The 16,923-nt window shown below is 75.3% G+C and carries 11 protein-coding genes; 4 read left to right on the top strand and 7 right to left on the bottom strand.

The annotated features are described in order from the left end of the window. The first annotated feature begins 96 nt into the window (after positions 1-96). From KSE_RS45835 to KSE_RS38465, 4 genes are all read left to right on the top strand, one after another. Positions 97-1,713 (top strand): PspC domain-containing protein, encoded by a 1,617-nt coding sequence (locus KSE_RS45835; protein ID WP_014136213.1) that lies wholly within the window; start codon positions 97-99, stop codon positions 1,711-1,713. Beyond that, on the top strand, positions 1,713-1,943 hold the full coding sequence (locus KSE_RS15250) for a hypothetical protein (protein WP_033258502.1): 231 nt from the start codon (positions 1,713-1,715) through the stop codon (positions 1,941-1,943). The genes KSE_RS45835 and KSE_RS15250 overlap by 1 nt, the downstream gene beginning before the upstream one ends. 295 nt (positions 1,944-2,238) lie before the next feature. After that, positions 2,239-3,495: a transglycosylase family protein gene (locus tag KSE_RS45840; protein WP_014136215.1), complete on the top strand. Its 1,257-nt coding sequence runs from the start codon at positions 2,239-2,241 to the stop codon at positions 3,493-3,495. A 223-nt stretch (positions 3,496-3,718) separates the two neighbouring features. After that, on the top strand, positions 3,719-5,140 hold the full coding sequence (locus KSE_RS38465) for a hypothetical protein (RefSeq protein WP_014136216.1): 1,422 nt from the start codon (positions 3,719-3,721) through the stop codon (positions 5,138-5,140). 61 nt (positions 5,141-5,201) lie between these two features. On the opposite strand, the gene KSE_RS46235 is transcribed toward KSE_RS38465, so the two are convergent. The 7 genes from KSE_RS46235 to KSE_RS38470 all read right to left on the bottom strand — a co-directional run bounded on the left by KSE_RS46235 (position 5,202) and on the right by KSE_RS38470 (position 16,883). Then, complete coding sequence (locus tag KSE_RS46235; protein ID WP_014136217.1) at positions 5,202-6,245, bottom strand: Rieske 2Fe-2S domain-containing protein; 1,044 nt, start codon at positions 6,243-6,245, stop codon at positions 5,202-5,204. A gap of 139 nt (positions 6,246-6,384) precedes the next feature. Further along, positions 6,385-7,971, bottom strand: a complete 1,587-nt coding sequence (gene guaA, locus KSE_RS15270; protein ID WP_014136218.1) for a glutamine-hydrolyzing GMP synthase — start codon at positions 7,969-7,971, stop codon at positions 6,385-6,387. Positions 7,972-8,796: 825 nt separating this feature from the next. Continuing rightward, positions 8,797-10,383: a zinc ribbon domain-containing protein gene (locus tag KSE_RS15275; protein ID WP_014136219.1), complete on the bottom strand. Its 1,587-nt coding sequence runs from the start codon at positions 10,381-10,383 to the stop codon at positions 8,797-8,799. A gap of 64 nt (positions 10,384-10,447) precedes the next feature. Continuing rightward, a complete protein-coding gene (locus KSE_RS15280) occupies positions 10,448-12,208 on the bottom strand; it encodes a GMC oxidoreductase (RefSeq protein ID WP_014136220.1) in 1,761 nt (586 codons plus the stop codon). Between the two features lie 20 nt (positions 12,209-12,228). Continuing rightward, the gene (locus KSE_RS15285; protein WP_014136221.1) at positions 12,229-13,836 is read right to left on the bottom strand and encodes a succinic semialdehyde dehydrogenase; all 1,608 of its coding nucleotides are present in this window, start codon (positions 13,834-13,836) and stop codon (positions 12,229-12,231) included. Between the two features lie 75 nt (positions 13,837-13,911). Beyond that, the gene (locus tag KSE_RS15290; protein WP_014136222.1) at positions 13,912-15,564 is read right to left on the bottom strand and encodes a serine/threonine-protein kinase; all 1,653 of its coding nucleotides are present in this window, start codon (positions 15,562-15,564) and stop codon (positions 13,912-13,914) included. Between the two features lie 209 nt (positions 15,565-15,773). Continuing rightward, a complete protein-coding gene (locus KSE_RS38470; protein WP_051055235.1) occupies positions 15,774-16,883 on the bottom strand; it encodes a protein kinase in 1,110 nt (369 codons plus the stop codon). Between the last annotated feature and the right edge of the window lie 40 nt (positions 16,884-16,923).

Genomic DNA, 16,923 nt, shown 5'->3' on the forward strand with positions numbered 1-16,923 from the left:
AGGGTCCCGCCCCTAGGAAGGCTCAGGGACAGTTCAGGGTCGCTCCCGGGCCCCGGACGGTTGGGCGGGGCCGGGCGGCCCGGAAGGATGGTGGGCATGACGGACGACCAGATCCCGGTGGAACCGCCGGCCGCCCCCGCCGAGGGCCGCCCGGCGCTCACCCGCTCCTCCCGGCACCGGGTGGTGGCGGGCGTGTGCGGCGGCCTGGGCCGCTACCTGGACATCGACCCGGTGGTGTTCCGGGTGGTGATCGCGGTGCTCGGCCTGACCGGCGGGCTCGGGCTGTTCCTGTACGGGCTGGCCTGGCTGGTGGTGCCGCGGGAGGCGGCGGACGGCGAGGGCGGCCGCACCGAGCTGCAGCGGGTGCTGACCGGCCGGGTGGACGGCCAGTCGATCGGCGCGGTGCTGCTGACCGTGATCGGCACCGGGGTGTTCTTCTCCTCGATGGGCGACGGCGGGCAGCTGTTCCCGCTGCTGCTGCTGGCCGCGCTGGTGTTCCTGGCGCTGCGCTACGACCCGGAGCGGCGGCGCCGCTTCGACGGCGGCGACCCGCCGCCGCCCCCGCCGCCCGGCCCGCGGGACCGGCTGGAGGAGGGCGGCCCGTTCGCGGACTGGAAGACCTGGAGCGAGACGGTCGGCCGCGACCTGCGCGGCAGTTGGAAGAGCCGCAGCGCGGAGCTGCACGAGCGGATGGCGGCCTGGCACGGCGAGCAGGCGGCGGGCGGTTCCGCCGCCCGTCCCGGTGCCGGTGCCGCCCGTCCCGACGGCACCGGTGTCGACGGTGCCGGGCAGCGGCCCGCGGACACCCCGCCGGTCGGCCCGTCCGGCTACCTGTGGGACCCGCGGCACCCGGAGCGCGACCCGTACGGCGGGGCCGGCCCGGTGCCGCCGGGGGCGCCCGCGCAGCCGTGGTGGCAGCGCGCCGACCTGCCGGAGGGCGACCCGCTGCGCAAGGAGCCGCGCGAGGAGACCTACCAGGACCGGATGGAGCGCCGGATGGCGGACTACCGGGCCAAGGCCGGGGAGCGCCAGCAGGCGCAGCGCGAGGCGATGGAGCGGCACCGGGCGAGCATGGAGCGGCACCGCGAGTGGAAGGCCCGCCGGAGGGCGGAGCGCGGCAGCTCGGTGCTGGGCGCGTCGGCGGTGCTGGTCGCGCTGGGCTCGGCCTGGGCGGTGGCGGCGGCCGGCCACGGGGAGCAGCGCTGGTCGACGGTGCTGGCGGTGGCGCTGCTGCCGCTGGGCCTGGCGATGCTGGTCAGCGCCCGCTGGGGGCGCACCCGCGGGCTGACCTTCCTGTCGCTGCTGGTGACGGCGGCCCTGGCGGTGTCGGCCGGCACCTCGGCGACGGTCGCGGACAGCACCGGCGACCGGACCTGGACGGTGGCCGCCGCGTCCGACCTGCGGGAGCGGTACACGCTCGGCTTCGGCGAGGCGAACCTCGACCTGTCGGCGGTGGACCCGGGCGGCGGCACGGCCGGCACCTCGCTGCGGGTCGCCGCGGGCGACGCCCGGGTGACCGTGCCGTCCGGGGTGGAGCTGCGGCTGAAGCTGCGCGACGGCGCGGGCGAGGTCCGGCTGCCGGACGGCCAGCGGTTCAGCGGGCCGTTCGTGAACGAGGACGTGGTGATCGAGGTCCCGGACGGCCGGCCGTCCAAGGGGGCACTGGAACTGACGGTGACGGTGGGCGCCGGGAACATCGAGGTGGTGCGGTGATGAGGAAGCATCGGTTCGACGTCTACGCGTTGGTCGCGGGCGGGCTGTTCAGCGCGCTGGCGGTGCTGTACCTGGTGGCCTCGCTGAACGACCGCGAGGTGAACAGCCGCTTCGTGCTGCCGCTGACCTTCATCGTGCTCGGCGCGGGCGGCCTGGCCGGCGCCCTGGTGGCGGCCTCCCGGCGCGGCCGGGGCGGCGCCCGGGACGACGGGCACCGCCTGGACGACTAGGAGTCCGCGCGGGGCGGGGGCGGGGCCGGTGGCCCCGCCCCTTTCGCGTGTCCGGGCGGGCCCGCTGTCCGGTGTCGGACGGTCCGGTTCACGACAGCCGGATGCCCTTCCGGGCCGCCCCGGAACGGACGAAGCTGGTGACCGCCGCCAGGGAGACCGGGCGGCCCGCCGGAACCGGGCTCCCCCACGGGGCGCCCGGCAGGGGCCTGCTGGCCCCTCGTCAGGCCGCTCCCGTGCGAGCGGTGCGCCGCCGCTCCCGTCGTCCTTCCCGAACCCGCCGCAAGGGGATACCGCCATGCCTTCTTCCCGCCGCACCAGGCTCCTCGGAACGTTCGCCCTGACCGCCGGGCTCACCGCCTCGTCCTGCGTCCTGGCCACCGTGGACGCGTCGGCCGCCTCGGTGGCGAACTGGGACCGGGTCGCCCAGTGCGAGAGCAGCGGGAACTGGAGCATCAACACCAACAACGGCCTGTACGGCGGGCTCCAGTTCGACCTGCCGACCTGGCGGGCGTACGGCGGCACCCAGTACGCCGCGTACCCGCACCAGGCCACCAAGCAGCAGCAGATCCTGATCGCCGAGAAGGTCCTGAACGGCCCGCAGGGCGCCGGCGCCTGGCCGCAGTGCGGCGGTCCGCTGGTCGGCGACCACACCAACCCGTACCCGTCGGCGCCGCCGACGCCGCCGGCCTCCTCGGGCACCGGCAGCGGCGGGGTGGCGGCCTCGGCCACCGACACCACCGTGCACCTGGAGATCATCGGCTCCGACGGCGCGATGTACACCAACGACGGCAACTACACCACCGGTGCCTGGTCGACCTGGACCAAGCTGGACAACGCCAACCTCAAGTCCGTCAGCGCGGCCGCGATCGGGGGCGTCAGCCACGTCTTCGCGGTGGCCAACGACGGCCGCGTCTACACCCGCGACGCCAACTACACCACCGGCACCTGGAGCGACTGGGCCGAGGTCCCCGGCGGCGCGGGCGGGGCGAAGGCCGTGATGGCGACCGCGACCGGGAACACCGTGCACCTGGAGATCATCGGCTCCGACGGCGCGATGTACACCAACGACGCCAACTACACCACCGGCACCTGGGGCGTCTGGACCAGGATGGACGGCGCGAACCTCAAGTCCCTGGCCGGCGTGGCGATCGGCAACGTCAGCCACGTCTTCGCGGTCAGCGAGGACGGCCGCGTCTACAGCCGCGACGCCGACTACGGCGCCGGCACCTGGACCGGCTGGGCCGAGGTCCCCGGCGGCGCGAGCGGCGCCAAGGGCATCACCGCCACCGCGACCGGCACCACCGCGCACCTGGAGATCATCGGCTCCGACGGCGCGATGTACAACAACGACGCCAACTACACCACCGGCACCTGGTCGACCTGGACCAAGATGGACAGCGCCAACCTCAAGTCCCTGGCCAGCGTGGCGATCGGCAACGTCAACCACGTCTTCGCGGTGGCCGCCGACGGCCACGTCTACACCCGCGACGCCAACTACACCACCGGCACCTGGAGCAACTGGGCCGAGGTCCCCGGCGGCGCGAGCGCCTGACCCGGCGCCCCGCCCGACCGCCCGGCCCCGCCCGACCGCCCGTCCACCTGCCTTCCTGTCACCACCCACGCCTGCCACCGGCCCCGCCTGTCGCCGGCCGCACCCGGCGGCGCCGCGCCCCCGCCCCCGCGGGCGGCCGCAGCGCGCCGGGGCCGCCCGACAGCCGCGTCCCGGACCTCCGGCACGGCCCTTCGACTTCCCTTCTGCCACGAGGAGTTCCGCCATGTCCGCCGTCCGTACCTCCAAGGCCCTGCGCACCGCCCTGGCCGCCGCCATCGCCCTCTCCGGCGCGATCGCCACCACCGCCGTCACGGTCGCCACCGCGACCACCGCGCAGGCCGCCTCCTCGGTCGACGGCCAGATCACCCGCGGCGAGGTGATCCAGCGCGCCCAGTACTGGTACGGCAAGACCATCGCCTACAACCAGGGCGCCACCTACCCGGACTCCTCCGGCCGCGCCTACCGCACCGACTGCTCCGGCTACGTCTCGATGGCCTGGCACCTCGGCGCCAGCCCCAGCACCCAGGGCCTGCCCGGCTACGCCACCGAGATCCCGCGCAGCCAGCTCAAGGCGGGCGACATCCTGAACAGCTTCTACGACCACGTGATCCTGTTCGAGAAGTGGGACGACGCCGCGCACACCACCTTCTCCTACTACTCGTTCGGCTCGACCCCGGTGAAGCACCGCACCGGCATCTCGATCAACGCCGCGACCTTCGACTCGCACCCCAACGGCGACTACAAGGCCTACCGCTACAACAAGATCGTCGACGACACCCCGTCGACCACGGCGGCGGGCACCGCGCACGTGGAGATCATCGGCTCGGACGGCGCGATGTACAACAACGACGCCAACTACACCACCGGCACCTGGAGCGTGTGGTCGCAGATGGACAGCGCGAGCCTGACGTACCTGGCCAGCGCCTCCACCGGGAACACCTCGCACTACTACGCGGTGGCCGCCGACGGCGGGCTCTACACCCGGGACGCCGACTACGCGGCCGGCACCTGGAGCGACTGGGCCCCCGTCCCGGGCGGTGCGAGCGGCGCCAAGGGCCTCACCGCCACCGCGACCGGCAACACCGTCCACCTGGAAATCATCGGCTCGGACGGCGCGATGTACAACAACGACGCCAACTACACCACCGGCACCTGGGGCAGCTGGACCAAGATGGACAGCGCCAACCTCACCCACCTGGCCAGTGCCACCACCGGGAACACCTCGCACTACTACGCGGTGGCCACCGACGGCCACGTCTACACCCGCGACGCCAACTACACCACCGGCACCTGGAGCAACTGGGCCGAGGTCCCCGGCGGGGCCGGCGGTGCCAAGGGCCTCACCGCCACCGCGACCGGCAACACCGTCCACCTGGAAATCATCGGCTCGGACGGCGCGATGTACAACAACGACGCCAACTACACCACCGGCACCTGGTCGACCTGGACCAAGCTGGACAGCGCCAACCTCAAGTCCCTGGCCAGCACCACCACCGGCAGCACCGCCCACTACTACGCGGTCGCCAACGACGGCGCGGTCTACACCCGTGACGCCGACTACACCACCGGCACCTGGACCGACTGGGTCGAGGTCCCCGGCGGCGCCGGCGGCGCCAAGGGCATCACCGCCACGGCCACCGGCTGACGGTCCGACCTCCGAGGGGCACCCGCCCGGCCGCACCGGCCCGGCGGGTGCCCCTCGGGCGTCAGGCCTTCTGCTGCGGGCCGAGCTCCAGCTGGTCGCCGTTCCTGGTGACGCCGTACTTCGGCAGCGGCTTCACCGCCGGGCCGGTGATCACGGCGCCGGTCGCGGCGTCGAACTCGGAGCCGTGGCAGGGGCAGTAGAGCTTGCCGTCCTTGGGCGGGTTGACCGCGCAGCCGGAGTGGGTGCAGACCGAGGAGAGGCCCGCGTACTGCCCGGCGGCGGGCTGGACGATGAAGACGGCGTCGCCGTTGGCCGGGTCCTTGACCGTGGCGGAGCCGCCGACCGGGACCTGCGCGGCGGGCACCGAGGGGCCGGGCTGCGGGACGGGGCTGGTGGCGCCGCCGCCGGTGGCGGTGGCGGGCGCGGTGTCGTCCCGGCCGAAGCTGGCGGTGAGCGAGCCGGAGAGCAGGCCGGCGCCGCCGAGCGCGACGGCCGCGATGCCGCCGTCGAGCAGCGCGCGGCGGCGGACCGCGTCCTCGGCGAGGCCGCGGGCCCGGTCGCGGGCGGCCCGGGCGGCGAGGTAGCCGTCGACCGACAGGTAGGGGGTGCCGGCCAGCAGCAGCGGCGTCCAGGCCATCAGGTAGGCCAGGTCGTTGCCCAGGTAGTACGGGGTGGTGTGGAAGCTCACGGTCAGCCAGAGCGAGGCGGAGAGCAGCGCGCCGCCGAGCGCGGCGACCCGGCCCCACAGGCCGAACAGGGTGCCGAGGCCGACGGCGAGCTCGCCGAAGGCGATCAGCAGGCCGAAGAAGGTCGGCGCGTCGAGGGCCGGGCCGAGCGCCCAGCCGAGCGGGCTGGTGGCCTTGGCGGCCCGGGTCTGGGAGTAGAACGAGGCGGCGTCGCCGGCGCCGGCCAGGTAGTGCGCGTCGGAGAGCTTGTCGAAGGCGGCGTAGACGAAGGTCACGCCGAGGAACAGCCGCAGCGGCAGCAGCGCGAAGCGCGAGCCCAGCGCCTTCCACGCGCCGATCCGGCGGCCCGTTCCGCCGCCCGTCCCCCCGCCCGTCCCGTCCGTCCCGCCGCCGGTCGTGCTGCCGGTCCCCGTCGCCATCGCCGTCGCCCTCTCCCTCGCCGCCTGCCGTTCGCCGGCAGGATCGGGTCCGATTGTGCCCGGTGCCGCTCGCGCACGGCCGCGCCGCCACTCCCCTGGCGCGGGGAGCGGCGGCGCGGTCACACGGTTGCCGGTGGGATCACTCCCACTCGATGGTGCCCGGCGGCTTGGAGGTGACGTCCAGGACGACCCGGTTCACGTCCTTGACCTCGTTGGTGATCCGGGTGGAGATCTTCGCCAGCACCTCGTAGGGCAGGCGCGACCAGTCGGCGGTCATCGCGTCCTCGGAGGAGACCGGGCGCAGCACGATCGGGTGGCCGTAGGTGCGGCCGTCGCCCTGCACGCCGACCGAGCGGACGTCGGCCAGCAGGACGACCGGGCACTGCCAGATCTCGGCGTCCAGGCCGGCCAGGGTGAGCTCCTCGCGGGCGATCGCGTCGGCGTCGCGGAGCAGGTCCAGCCGCTCCTTGGTGACCTCGCCGACGATCCGGATGCCCAGGCCGGGGCCGGGGAACGGCTGGCGCTGGACGATCTCGGCGGGCAGGCCGAGCTCCTGGCCGACCATCCGGACCTCGTCCTTGAACAGCTTGCGCAGCGGCTCGACGAGCTGGAACTCCAGGTCCTCGGGGAGGCCGCCGACGTTGTGGTGCGACTTGATGTTGGCGGTGCCGGTGCCGCCGCCGGACTCCACCACGTCCGGGTACAGGGTGCCCTGGACGAGGAACTCCACGGCCGGGCCCTCGTCGGCGATGATGTCGGCCTGGGCCTGCTCGAAGACCCGGATGAACTCGCGGCCGATGATCTTGCGCTTCTGCTCGGGGTCGGAGACGCCCTTCAGCGCGGTCAGGAACCGCTCCTCGGCGTCGACCACGACCAGCTTGACGCCGGTGGCCGCGACGAAGTCCTTCTCGACCTGCTCGGTCTCGCCCTTGCGCATCAGGCCGTGGTCGACGTACACGCAGGTCAGCCGGTCGCCGATGGCGCGCTGCACCAGGGCGGCGGCGACCGCGGAGTCCACGCCGCCGGACAGGCCGCAGATGGCGCGCTTGTCGCCGACCTGCTCGCGGATCAGCGCGACCTGCTCCTCGACCACGTTGCTGGTGGTCCAGTCGGGCGCGATGCCGGCGCCGCGGTACAGGAAGTGCTCCAGCACCTGCTGGCCGTGCTCGGAGTGCATCACCTCGGGGTGGTACTGCACGCCGTACAGCTTGAGGTCGTCGTTCTCGAAGGCGGCGACCGGCACCACGTCGGTGGAGGCGGTGACGGTGAAGCCCTCGGGCGCGGCCGAGCAGGCGTCGCCGTGCGACATCCACACCGAGTGCTTGTCCGGGGTGCCCTCGAACAGGGTGGAGCCGGAGCGGGTCACGGTCAGCGGGGTCCGGCCGTACTCGCGGGCGCCGCTGTTGTCGACCGTGCCGCCGAGGGTCTTGGCCATCAGCTGGAAGCCGTAGCACATGCCGAAGACCGGCACGCCCGCCTCGAAGAGGGCGCGGTCGAGCTGCGGGGCGCCCTCCTCGTAGACCGACGACGGACCGCCGGAGAGGATGATCGCCTTGGGGTTCTTGGCGAGCATCTCGGCGACCGGCATGGAGCTGGGCACGATCTCGCTGTAGACCCGCGCCTCACGCACCCGGCGGGCGATGAGCTGGGCGTACTGGGCACCGAAGTCGACGACCAGGACGGTGTCGTTCTCGGGTACGGACTGAGCGGGTGTATCAGCGGACACAGACGGCCTTCCGGCGGCGGTACGAGGGGGGTGTCACCCCCGAGTCTACCGGGAGCGTTTCACCCGACTGCCCGCGCCGCCGCCCGTGACCGCGCGGCCCGGCGAATCGTTGCACCGGGAGACCGCACGGGACACCGGCGCCCTCCAGGCGCTGGCGGCACCGCGCGGCGGAACCACGCGTGGATCATCTCCGGTCCACCGGTGCGCGTGGCGGGCACGGGCCCGCCGTGGGACCGCGCCCCGGTGTGGCGGTCGGGTCAGCAGGGGACAGCGAACCCGTCCGCGACCGGGCGGACCCGGGGTGTGGCGGCCGGTACCGGTGCCGGCCGCCACACCTCAGTCAGCCGCCGCTCCGGCGTACGCCCCGGTACGCCCCCCGAGCACGCTCCCGGCCCGCGGCCGGGCGCGCCTCAGCACGTCCCGCAAGCGATTATCACGGAAAGTCACCGTTCAGGGCGGCCCCGCCCGGTGCCCCCGGGCGCCGTGGCCGGTTCCAGCCTTCCCCTCATTTACGTCGAATCGGTTGCACGGCAAGGCCCTCGTCCAGGACGATGCTGGGAAGGCAGGGGTTCACCGTACAGCTCCGGCCGAGGGCCGACCGTTGACGCGAACGGCCCGCCTCTCACGCTCCGTGAGGCCCATCCGGCCCCGGCGCGTGCCGTCGAACCACTCCTCCGCGACGGCGCTCCTCCCCCGGCGCCGTCACACCAGCACCGGCGCGGCCCTGACGCCGTGTGCTGCGACAAAGGGCCCCGTTCCCCCGCGGGGCCCTTTGCCCTGTCCGGGCCCGGGGCAGGGCCGGGACAGGGCCCGGCCAGGGCCCGTTCAGCCCTCGACGGGGCGCCGGTACGCGGCGTGCGGGTCGCCGTCCTTGTCGAGCGCGACGGCGGGGGCCGGCGGCTCCTCCGGCACCAGCTCGACCGACCCGTGCGCGAGGGTGTCGGTCACCGTCTGTCCCGGCAGGACAGGCAGCGCCGGCGCGGCGGCGGGCAGCGGCGGCGGCGCGGCGGGCAGCGGCGGGACGGCGGGCGGGGCGGCCGGGGCGGGCAGCGGTGCCGGGGCGTGCGGCGGGACGGGGGTGCCGCGCACCGCGTCCAGCACGGCGGGCACCACCAGCGCGCCGAACAGCGCCCAGACGGCGGCGGCGACCAGCACCGAGACCACCGACCAGCCGAGGGTGTCCCGGCTCTGCAGCGAGAGGCCGCCGGCCCCGGCGCCGCTCCGGCTCTGGGTGGCCCACATCGAGGTGCCGAGCAGCAGCACGGCGGTGAGCGCCGCGTACAGGCCGGCCAGCACGGCCCGGTCGCGCGGGGCCAGCCGGCCCCGGTGCGCGGACCAGCCGAGCGCCAGCGCGGCGGCCAGCGGGAGCAGCGCCGCGCACCACCAGCCGTCGCCGTGGCCGCCCAGGTCGAACAGCGACATCGACTCGTGGCCGAAGCCGAAGACGCCGGCCGTCAGCAGGGACGCGCCGCTGCCGACGCCGTGGATCAGCAGGCCGTTGTTGACGGCCAGGCCCAGCGTGTCGCTGTGCGGGAAGGTCCGGTCGCCGGAGAGCTGCACCACCAGCGCGACGGCGGTGAGCAGCGCCAGCAGGCCGAGCAGCACCCGGGAGGCGTGCTGCCAGGCGAGCAGCAGGCTGCCCAGCCAGCCGCGCCGGGCGGCCTCGGCGCGCAGCGCGGCGGCGCCGTCCACGGCCAGCACCACGGCGGCCGCGGCCAGGCCGGCGGTGAGCGTCAGCGGCAGCAGTTCGGGGCCGATCTCGACCTTCAGCGCGCTGCTCTTCGAGCCGAGGTCGGTGTCGTGGCCGGCCAGCCAGCCCAGCAGCAGCGCGACGGCGGCGGACAGCGCGCCGGTGCGCAGCGCCTGGAGGCCGGCGGCGGCCGGGGCCGGTTCGGCGAGCGCGGCGCGGCGGCGGCCGCGGGCGACCAGGTGCAGGCCGGTCCAGAGGGTCAGCAGCCAGCCCAGCGAGACCGCGTACATGATCAGGTGGCTGTCGCCGGAGATGGTCGCCGCCTTGCCGCCGGGCGAGGTGATGACCATCCGCAGCGGGGCGCCGAGCCCGGTGAGGACGAGGGCCAGCCAGGTCTGGAAGCCCTCGGTCGACCAGGCGGTGGCGAACGGCCCGGTGCTGTCGCCGCCGTCGCTCGTGCCCGAGCCGATCGCGGCGGCCAGCACCAGCAGCGCGGTCGGCGCGATCAGCACCCGGCCGGCGGTGAGCCAGCCGCGGGAGAGCAGCGGCGTCTCCCGGGTGTGGTGGATCCGGCCCGCGCCCCACGGGGAGGGGCCGGCCGCGGCCGATCCGGCGTCCTCGATCACGTCGCCGATGGCGGGCGCGGCGACCGGCCGGCCGCAGTTGGCGCAGGTCGCCGCGGGGTCGGGCGAGGCCGCCCCGCAGGACGGGCAGATGGGCATGGTCGGTTCCCCCCGGGTGGTTCGTGTTCGAGGGCCCGTTTATCCCACCGGGGGTAAAGGAATGTCAATCGCCTTCGGGGGCCCGTCCCGGCACCTTGGGGACGGGCAGCAGCGGCAGTCGCAGCGCGCCGAACGCCCCTGCGGGGACGGCGGGTTGGCGCGGTGCGACGGGCGGCACCGGGCGGTAGCCGGCGCCCGGTTCGGGGCGCGGGTCGGCCTCGCCGCGGTTGGGCCACATGGACATGGCGCGCTCGGCCTGGGCGGTGATCGTCAGCGAGGGGTTGACGCCCAGGTTGGCGGAGACCGCGGAGCCGTCGACGACGCTGATCCCCGGGTGCCCGTACAGCCGGTGGTAGGGGTCGACGACGCCGGTCTCGGCGCTGTCGCCGATCGGGCAGCCGCCGAGGAAGTGCGCGGTGAGCGGGATGTCGAAGATCTCGCCGGCGGTGGAGCCGGGGAAGCCGTTGATGGAGGCGGCGAGCGCCCGGGCGCCCTCCTCGGCGGCCGGGATCCAGCTGGGGTTGGGCGCGCCGTGGCCCTGCCGGGAGGTGAGCTTGCCGTTCTTCAGCGAGACGGTCAGCGAGTTGTCGAGGGACTGCATGACCAGGCCGATGATGGTCTTCTCGGACCAGCGGTGCTGGTTCATCGACTGGACGAAGGTCCACGGGTGCCGGGCGGCGGTGCCGAGGTAGCGCAGCCAGCGCGGTCCGCGCCCGGCGCCGGGCACCTGCTGGATGGAGAGCGCGCCCATCGCGTTGGAGCCCCGCCCGTAGCGGACCGGCTCGATGTGGGTGTTCGCGTCGGGGTGCACGGAGGAGGTGATGGCGACGCCGCGGGTGAAGTCGGGGCGTTCGCCGTAGCGCCGGGTGGAGGTCTGCGCGCCGACCAGCGCCTCCGAGTTGGTGCGGGTGAGGTGGCCGAGCCGGGCGGAGATCCGGGGCAGCTGGCCGCCCGCGCGCATCCGGTGCAGCAGCGTCTGGGTGCCGTAGGTGCCGGCCGCGACGACCACCCGTTCGGCGGTGATCGTGCGCGCCCCGGCCTTCCGGGCCCGCCGGGTGCGGGCGTCGGTGGGCAGCGTGTCGACGGCGTAGCCGTCGCCGTGCGGGCGCAGCCGGGCGACGGTGGTCATCGGCCGGATCTCGGCGCCGGCCCGCTCGGCCAGGTACAGGTAGTTCTCGGTGAGGGTGTTCTTGGCGCCGTGCCGGCAGCCGGTCATGCACTCGCCGCACTCGGTGCAGGCCCGGCGCTTCGGCCCGGCGCCGCCGAAGTACGGGTCGTCGACCTCGCCGCCGGGCGCGGCCTTGGCCTCGCCGGTGCCGTCCCGCCCGTCGCCGAAGAACACCCCGACCGGCGCCAGGTGGAAGGTGTCGCCGCAGCCCATCGCCTCGGCGGCGGCCTTCAGGTGCACGTCGGAGGGCGTCATCGTGGGGTTGAGCCGGACGCCGAGCATCCGCCGGGCCTGGTCGTAGAACGGGTCGAGCTCGGCCTGCCAGTCGGTGATGTGCCGCCACTGCCGGTCCTCGAAGAACGCCTTCGGCGGGACGTACAGGGTGTTGGCGTAGTTCAGCGAGCCGCCGCCGACGCCCGCCCCGGCCAGGATCAGCACGTTGCGCAGCAGGTGGATGCGCTGGATGCCGTAGCGGCCGAGGGCGGGTGCCCACAGGTAGTCGCGCAGGTTCCAGGAGGTGCTGGGCAGTTCCTCGCGGCGGAACCTGCGCCCGGCCTCCAGGACGGCGACCCGGTAGCCCTTCTCGGTGAGCCGCAGGGCCGCGACCGAGCCGCCGAAGCCCGAACCGACCACCACGACGTCGTAGTCGTACGACACTGCTGCCCCCTCTGGGTTGGCTACTTCAGCCGGAACGCCTTCATCGCCTTCAGGCCGGTGGTGAAGAGCTCGGCGAACTTCCGGTCGTCCAGGCCCATCGACGGGCCGATCGGCAGCAGCCGCTGGACGGCGATGGTCTGCGCCTCGGTGTAGCGCAGGATGCCCTCGGCGCCGTGCCGCCGGCCGAGGCCGGAGTCGCCCATGCCGCCCATCGGCGAGGCGACCGAGCCGTAGGCGGCGGCGTACGCCTCGTTGACGTTGACGGTGCCGGTGCGCAGCCGGGCGGCGACCTTGCGGCCGCGGGCGGTGTCCTTCGTCCAGACCGAGGAGTTCAGGCCGTACGGGGTGTCGTTGGCGGCGGCGACGGCCTCGTCCTCGGTGTCGAAGCGGTAGACGGAGACGACCGGGCCGAAGGTCTCCTCGGCGCAGACCGCCATCTCGGGGGTGACGCCGTCCAGGATGGTGGGCTCGTGGAAGAGCGGGCCCAGGTCGGGGCGGGCCCGGCCGCCGGCCAGCACGGTGGCGCCGGCCTTGACGGCCTGCTCGACGTGCCGGGTGACGGTCTCCAGCTGGCGGGCGGAGACCAGCGAGCCCATGTCGGCGCCGTAGGCGAGGCCGCCGCCGAGGCGCAGCGCGGCGGTCTTCTCGGCGAACCGGGCGAGGAAGTCGTCGGCGACCGAGCGGTGCACGTAGAGCCGCTCGACGGAGATGCAGAGCTGGCCGGCCGAGGAGAAGCAGGCCCGGACGGCGCCGGCGGCGGCCCGGTCGAGGTCGGCGTCGGCGAGGACCAGCATGGCGTTCTTGCCGCCGAGTTCGAGCGAGGCGCCGACCAGCCGTTCGGCGGCCCGGCGGGCGACGTCCCGGCCGGTGCGGGTGGAGCCGGTGAAGGCGACGTAGTCGGCGCGCTCGACGATCTGCGGGCCGACCACCGGGCCGTCGCCGAGGACGATCTGCCAGGCCTGCGGGGGCAGTCCGGCCTCGACGAACAGCTCCCGGGCCCACAGCGCGGTGAGCGCGGTCTGGGTGTCCGGCTTGTTGACGACGGCGTTGCCGGCCACCAGGGCGGGCAGCGCGTCGCCGACGGAGAGCTCCAGCGGGTAGTTCCAGGGCGAGATCTGGCCGACCACGCCCTTGGGCCGGCGGGCCTCGACGGCGCTGGTCAGGCCGGGCACGGCGCCGCCGCGGCGGCGGTCGCGCAGGTAGGAGCGGGCGGCGCGGCCGTAGTGCCGGGCCGCCGAGGCGACGGCCATCACCTCCTCGAAGGCGTGCAGCCGGGCCTTGCCGGTCTCGGCCTGGATCAGGTCGAGCACCTCGTCCTGCCGCTTGAGCAGCAGGTCGTGGAAGCGCAGCAGGACGCCCGCCCGGTGCCGCACCGGGAGCGCGGCCCAGGCCGGCTGGGCGCGGCGGGCCTGGTCGAAGGCCCGCTGGACGTCCTCCTCCGAGGACAGCGGGAGGGTGGCCAGCGGCTCGCCGGTCAGCGGCGCGATCGTCTCGGCGGTCGCGCCGCCGGACGCGGTGACGCCCTTGGCCAGCCGGGCGACCAGCGCCGCCGGTACCGCCGAGGCGACGCCGCGCGCCGCCCCCTTCGCCGCGGGGTTGCTCCGGACCTGGCTCGTGCTCTCCGTCATGCGGGCAGCCTAGGCCCTGAACCCCGACTTGTGTACCCGTCGGTAACACAAAAGGCGGCGCGCGCCGCGCCGTGGTCAGATGGCGGGTTGGAAGTTGTTCAGCACGACGGTGAACTGCCGCAGGCTCTCCAGCCAGTCCTTCTCCGGCCCGGACACGTACACCATGAACGCGGTGCCGTCCGGGCGCCGGAACTCGACCTCCTTGGCGTGCCGGCGGGCGTCCTTCGCGCCGAAGCTGAACTCCCAGACCGCGCCCTCCTGCCCGCGGATCTTGGCGGCGGACAGGCTGGTGGTCTGGAAGTCCTTGAGGCTCCGGCTGAGCGAGGCCTCCATCTGCAGCAGGTGCTCCTGCGGCGCGAGCGGCTGGCCGACGGTGACCGCGAACTGCAGGAAGTGCTCCAGGCCGTCGGGCGAGTAGTAGATCTGGCCGCTCTTCTCGGTGCGGGTCCAGGTGCCGGCGGTCGGCAGCAGGAAGCGGAACCCGGCCGGGTCGTCCTGCCAGGCGTACCCGGCGGGCGCGGGCGCGCCGCTGGGCAGCGGGCTGTCCGAGGGCAGCGGGTTGTCGGTACCGGCGGTCGGCGACGGGCCGCGGGTGACCGTCACGTTCACGTGCCGGTCGTTCAGGTAGTACGCGGCGCCGCCGCCCGCCGCGGCGAGCAGCAGCACGCCGACCACCGCCCACAGCACCGGCCGGCCGCGCCGCCGCCCGGAGCCCGCCGGGGCCGGCGGCCCGGCCGGGGGCGCGACCGGGGGTGCGGCGGCGACGGGCGCGGCGGTCGCGGTCTCGGCGGCCGGCTCGGCGGGGGCCGCCGGCTCGGTGGTCCGGTCGACCACCGGGACGAGCTGGGTGGGCAGCCGGGACGCGCCCGCCTGCTCGGGGACGCGGATGCTGACGGTGTGCCCGTCGGCGACCTCGCGCAGCATCCGGCCCGCCTCGTCGGCGCCGGGCCGCTCGGCCGGGTCCTTGGCCATCAGCGCGGCCAGCACCGGCCCGAGCCCGGCGGCCCGGGCGGGGGTCGGCAGCGGCTCGTCGACGACCGCGGTGAGCGTGCTGAGCGGGTTGTCGCGGCGGAACGGCGACTCGCCCTCGACCGCGTGGAACAGCGTCGCGCCCAGCGCCCACAGGTCGGAGGCCGGCCCGGGCCGCTGGCCCTGGGCCCGCTCCGGGGCCAGGTAGTCGGGCGAGCCGACCAGGTCGCCCGGGCGGGTGATGTCCATCGCGCCCTCGAACTTGGCGATGCCGAAGTCGAGCAGCACGACCCGCCCGGTGCCGTGCTCCAGCAGCACGTTGGCGGGCTTGACGTCGCGGTGCAGCACCCCCAGCTGGTGGCCGCGGTGCAGGGCGGCGAGCACCTGGAGGCCGACGTCGGCCGCCTCCCGGGGCGTCAGGGTGCCGTCCTGGCTGATGACGTCGGACAGCGCGCGGCCGTCCACCAGCTCCATCACGATCCACGGCCGGCCGTCCTGCTCCAGCACGTCGTGGATGGTGATCACGCCCGGGTGCTTGATCCGGGCGGCGGCCCGGGCCTCGCGCTTCATCCGGGACTGCAGGATCTCCAGGTCCTCCTCCGAGAGGTGGCTGACCGTCAGTTCCTTGACGGCGACCTCCCGGTCCAGCATCTCGTCCCTGGCGCGCCAGACGGTCCCCATCCCGCCGCGCCCCAGGCGCTCGCCGAGCGCGTACCGCCCGGCCAGCAGACGGCCGGTCGACTGGTCCTGTGCGCCCATGACCGTCCCCCCTCACTTCCCCCACCGCCGGTCGGACGGGGTCCTGGCAGACCGTGTGCCTGCTCGCACCGACGGTTCAGGAGGCAAGCCTAGGCTGCCCGGCGCCCACCGGGAATCACGCCCCGGAGAACGAATCGCGCGGTGACCGTCCGCGCCCGGCCCGCGACTCTCCGCCCGCCTTCCGCGCCCCGCGCCCCGGCCCGCGCCCCTCAGCCCGCGACCGCGACGATCCCGGCGAGCCCGGCGACCAACAGCAGCAGCACGCCGCCGAGCAGCAGCGGCCCGAGCAGGCGCGGCGGTATCCGCGGCGGGCGCTGCGCGCCCTGACGGTCCGGCCCCTGACGGTCCGCCACCGCACCCGCCGCCGCCCGGGCGGCCCGGCGGCCGCGCTGCCGGGGCACCAGCGGGCCGGCCGCGGGCCGGGCCACCGGCAGCGGCGGCTCGGCCGGACCGGCCAGCCCCGGCTCGGGGGCGGAGGCCAGCAGCACGCGCAACTCCCGCTGCACGGCGGCCGCGTCGGGCCGGGCCGCGGCGCCCGGCCGCAGCAGCCGTTCGACCAGCGGCCGCAGCGGCCCGCAGCCGTCCGCCGGGTGGTGGTGCCCGTCCCGGACGGCCGCCAGCAGCGTCGGCAGGTCGGTCTCCGGGTAGGGGCCGTGGCCGGTCAGCAGCCGGTACAGCAGCACCCCCAGCGCCCAGGTGTCCGCGGGGGCGCCCGCGTCGATCGCCCAGCGCTCGGCGAGCGGACCGAGCATCAGCGCCCGGGTCTCGTACACCCGGCGCGGCACCTCGCCGCCCAGCGCCGCGCACAGCTCCTCCTCGGCGGCGCCCAGCAGCAGCCCGCCGAGCATCGCGGCGCCGTCCTCGCACACCAGCACCGTGCGCAGGGTCAGGTTCCCGTGCGTCAGGCCGTCCTCGTGCACCGAGCGCAGCGCGGCCGCCAGGTCCGCGCCGATCTCCGCGACCCGGTACGGCGGGAGCGGGCCCGCGGCCGCCAGCAGTTCCAGCGGCACGCCGGGCACCGCCTCCTCGGCGACCCACAGCACCTCGCCCTCCGGCCCGGCCGCCAGCCCGCGCAGCAGCCGCGGGTGCGTCCCGGCGGCCGCCGCGACCTGCGCGACCCGCGCGGTCAGCCGCGGCGCGTACGAGGGCGCGGGCTCGCCCGACGGGTGGCCCGGCACCAGCAGTTCGGGCAGTTCGAGCCCGAACAGCCGCACCCGCGCCCCGCCGTGGACGTCCACCGCCGGAACACCGGCCTCATCGTCCGGACGGTCCGTCACCCGGTACCGCCCGGCCACCACCTGCCCCGGGGCCGCTCGCATGCCTGTTCCTCACGCCGTAGTCCCGCCAGCGTACGGCCCC

The organism is Kitasatospora setae KM-6054, from assembly GCF_000269985.1.
GTDB classification, from domain to species: domain Bacteria; phylum Actinomycetota; class Actinomycetes; order Streptomycetales; family Streptomycetaceae; genus Kitasatospora; species Kitasatospora setae.

Bases quoted from the DNA above. Each gene is read 5' to 3' on its own strand.
- KSE_RS46235 (WP_014136217.1), bottom strand. From the start codon at position 6,245: ATGGCGACGGGGACCGGCAGCACGACCGGCGGCGGGACGGACGGGACG.
- KSE_RS15275 (WP_014136219.1), bottom strand. From the start codon at position 10,383: ATGCCCATCTGCCCGTCCTGCGGGGCGGCCTCGCCCGACCCCGCGGCG.
- KSE_RS45840 (WP_014136215.1), top strand. From the start codon at position 2,239: ATGCCTTCTTCCCGCCGCACCAGGCTCCTCGGAACGTTCGCCCTGACC.
- KSE_RS38470 (WP_051055235.1), bottom strand. From the start codon at position 16,883: ATGCGAGCGGCCCCGGGGCAGGTGGTGGCCGGGCGGTACCGGGTGACG.
- KSE_RS15285 (WP_014136221.1), bottom strand. From the start codon at position 13,836: ATGACGGAGAGCACGAGCCAGGTCCGGAGCAACCCCGCGGCGAAGGGG.
- KSE_RS15290 (WP_014136222.1), bottom strand. From the start codon at position 15,564: ATGGGCGCACAGGACCAGTCGACCGGCCGTCTGCTGGCCGGGCGGTAC.
- KSE_RS15250 (WP_033258502.1), top strand. From the start codon at position 1,713: ATGAGGAAGCATCGGTTCGACGTCTACGCGTTGGTCGCGGGCGGGCTG.
- KSE_RS38465 (WP_014136216.1), top strand. From the start codon at position 3,719: ATGTCCGCCGTCCGTACCTCCAAGGCCCTGCGCACCGCCCTGGCCGCC.
- KSE_RS45835 (WP_014136213.1), top strand. From the start codon at position 97: ATGACGGACGACCAGATCCCGGTGGAACCGCCGGCCGCCCCCGCCGAG.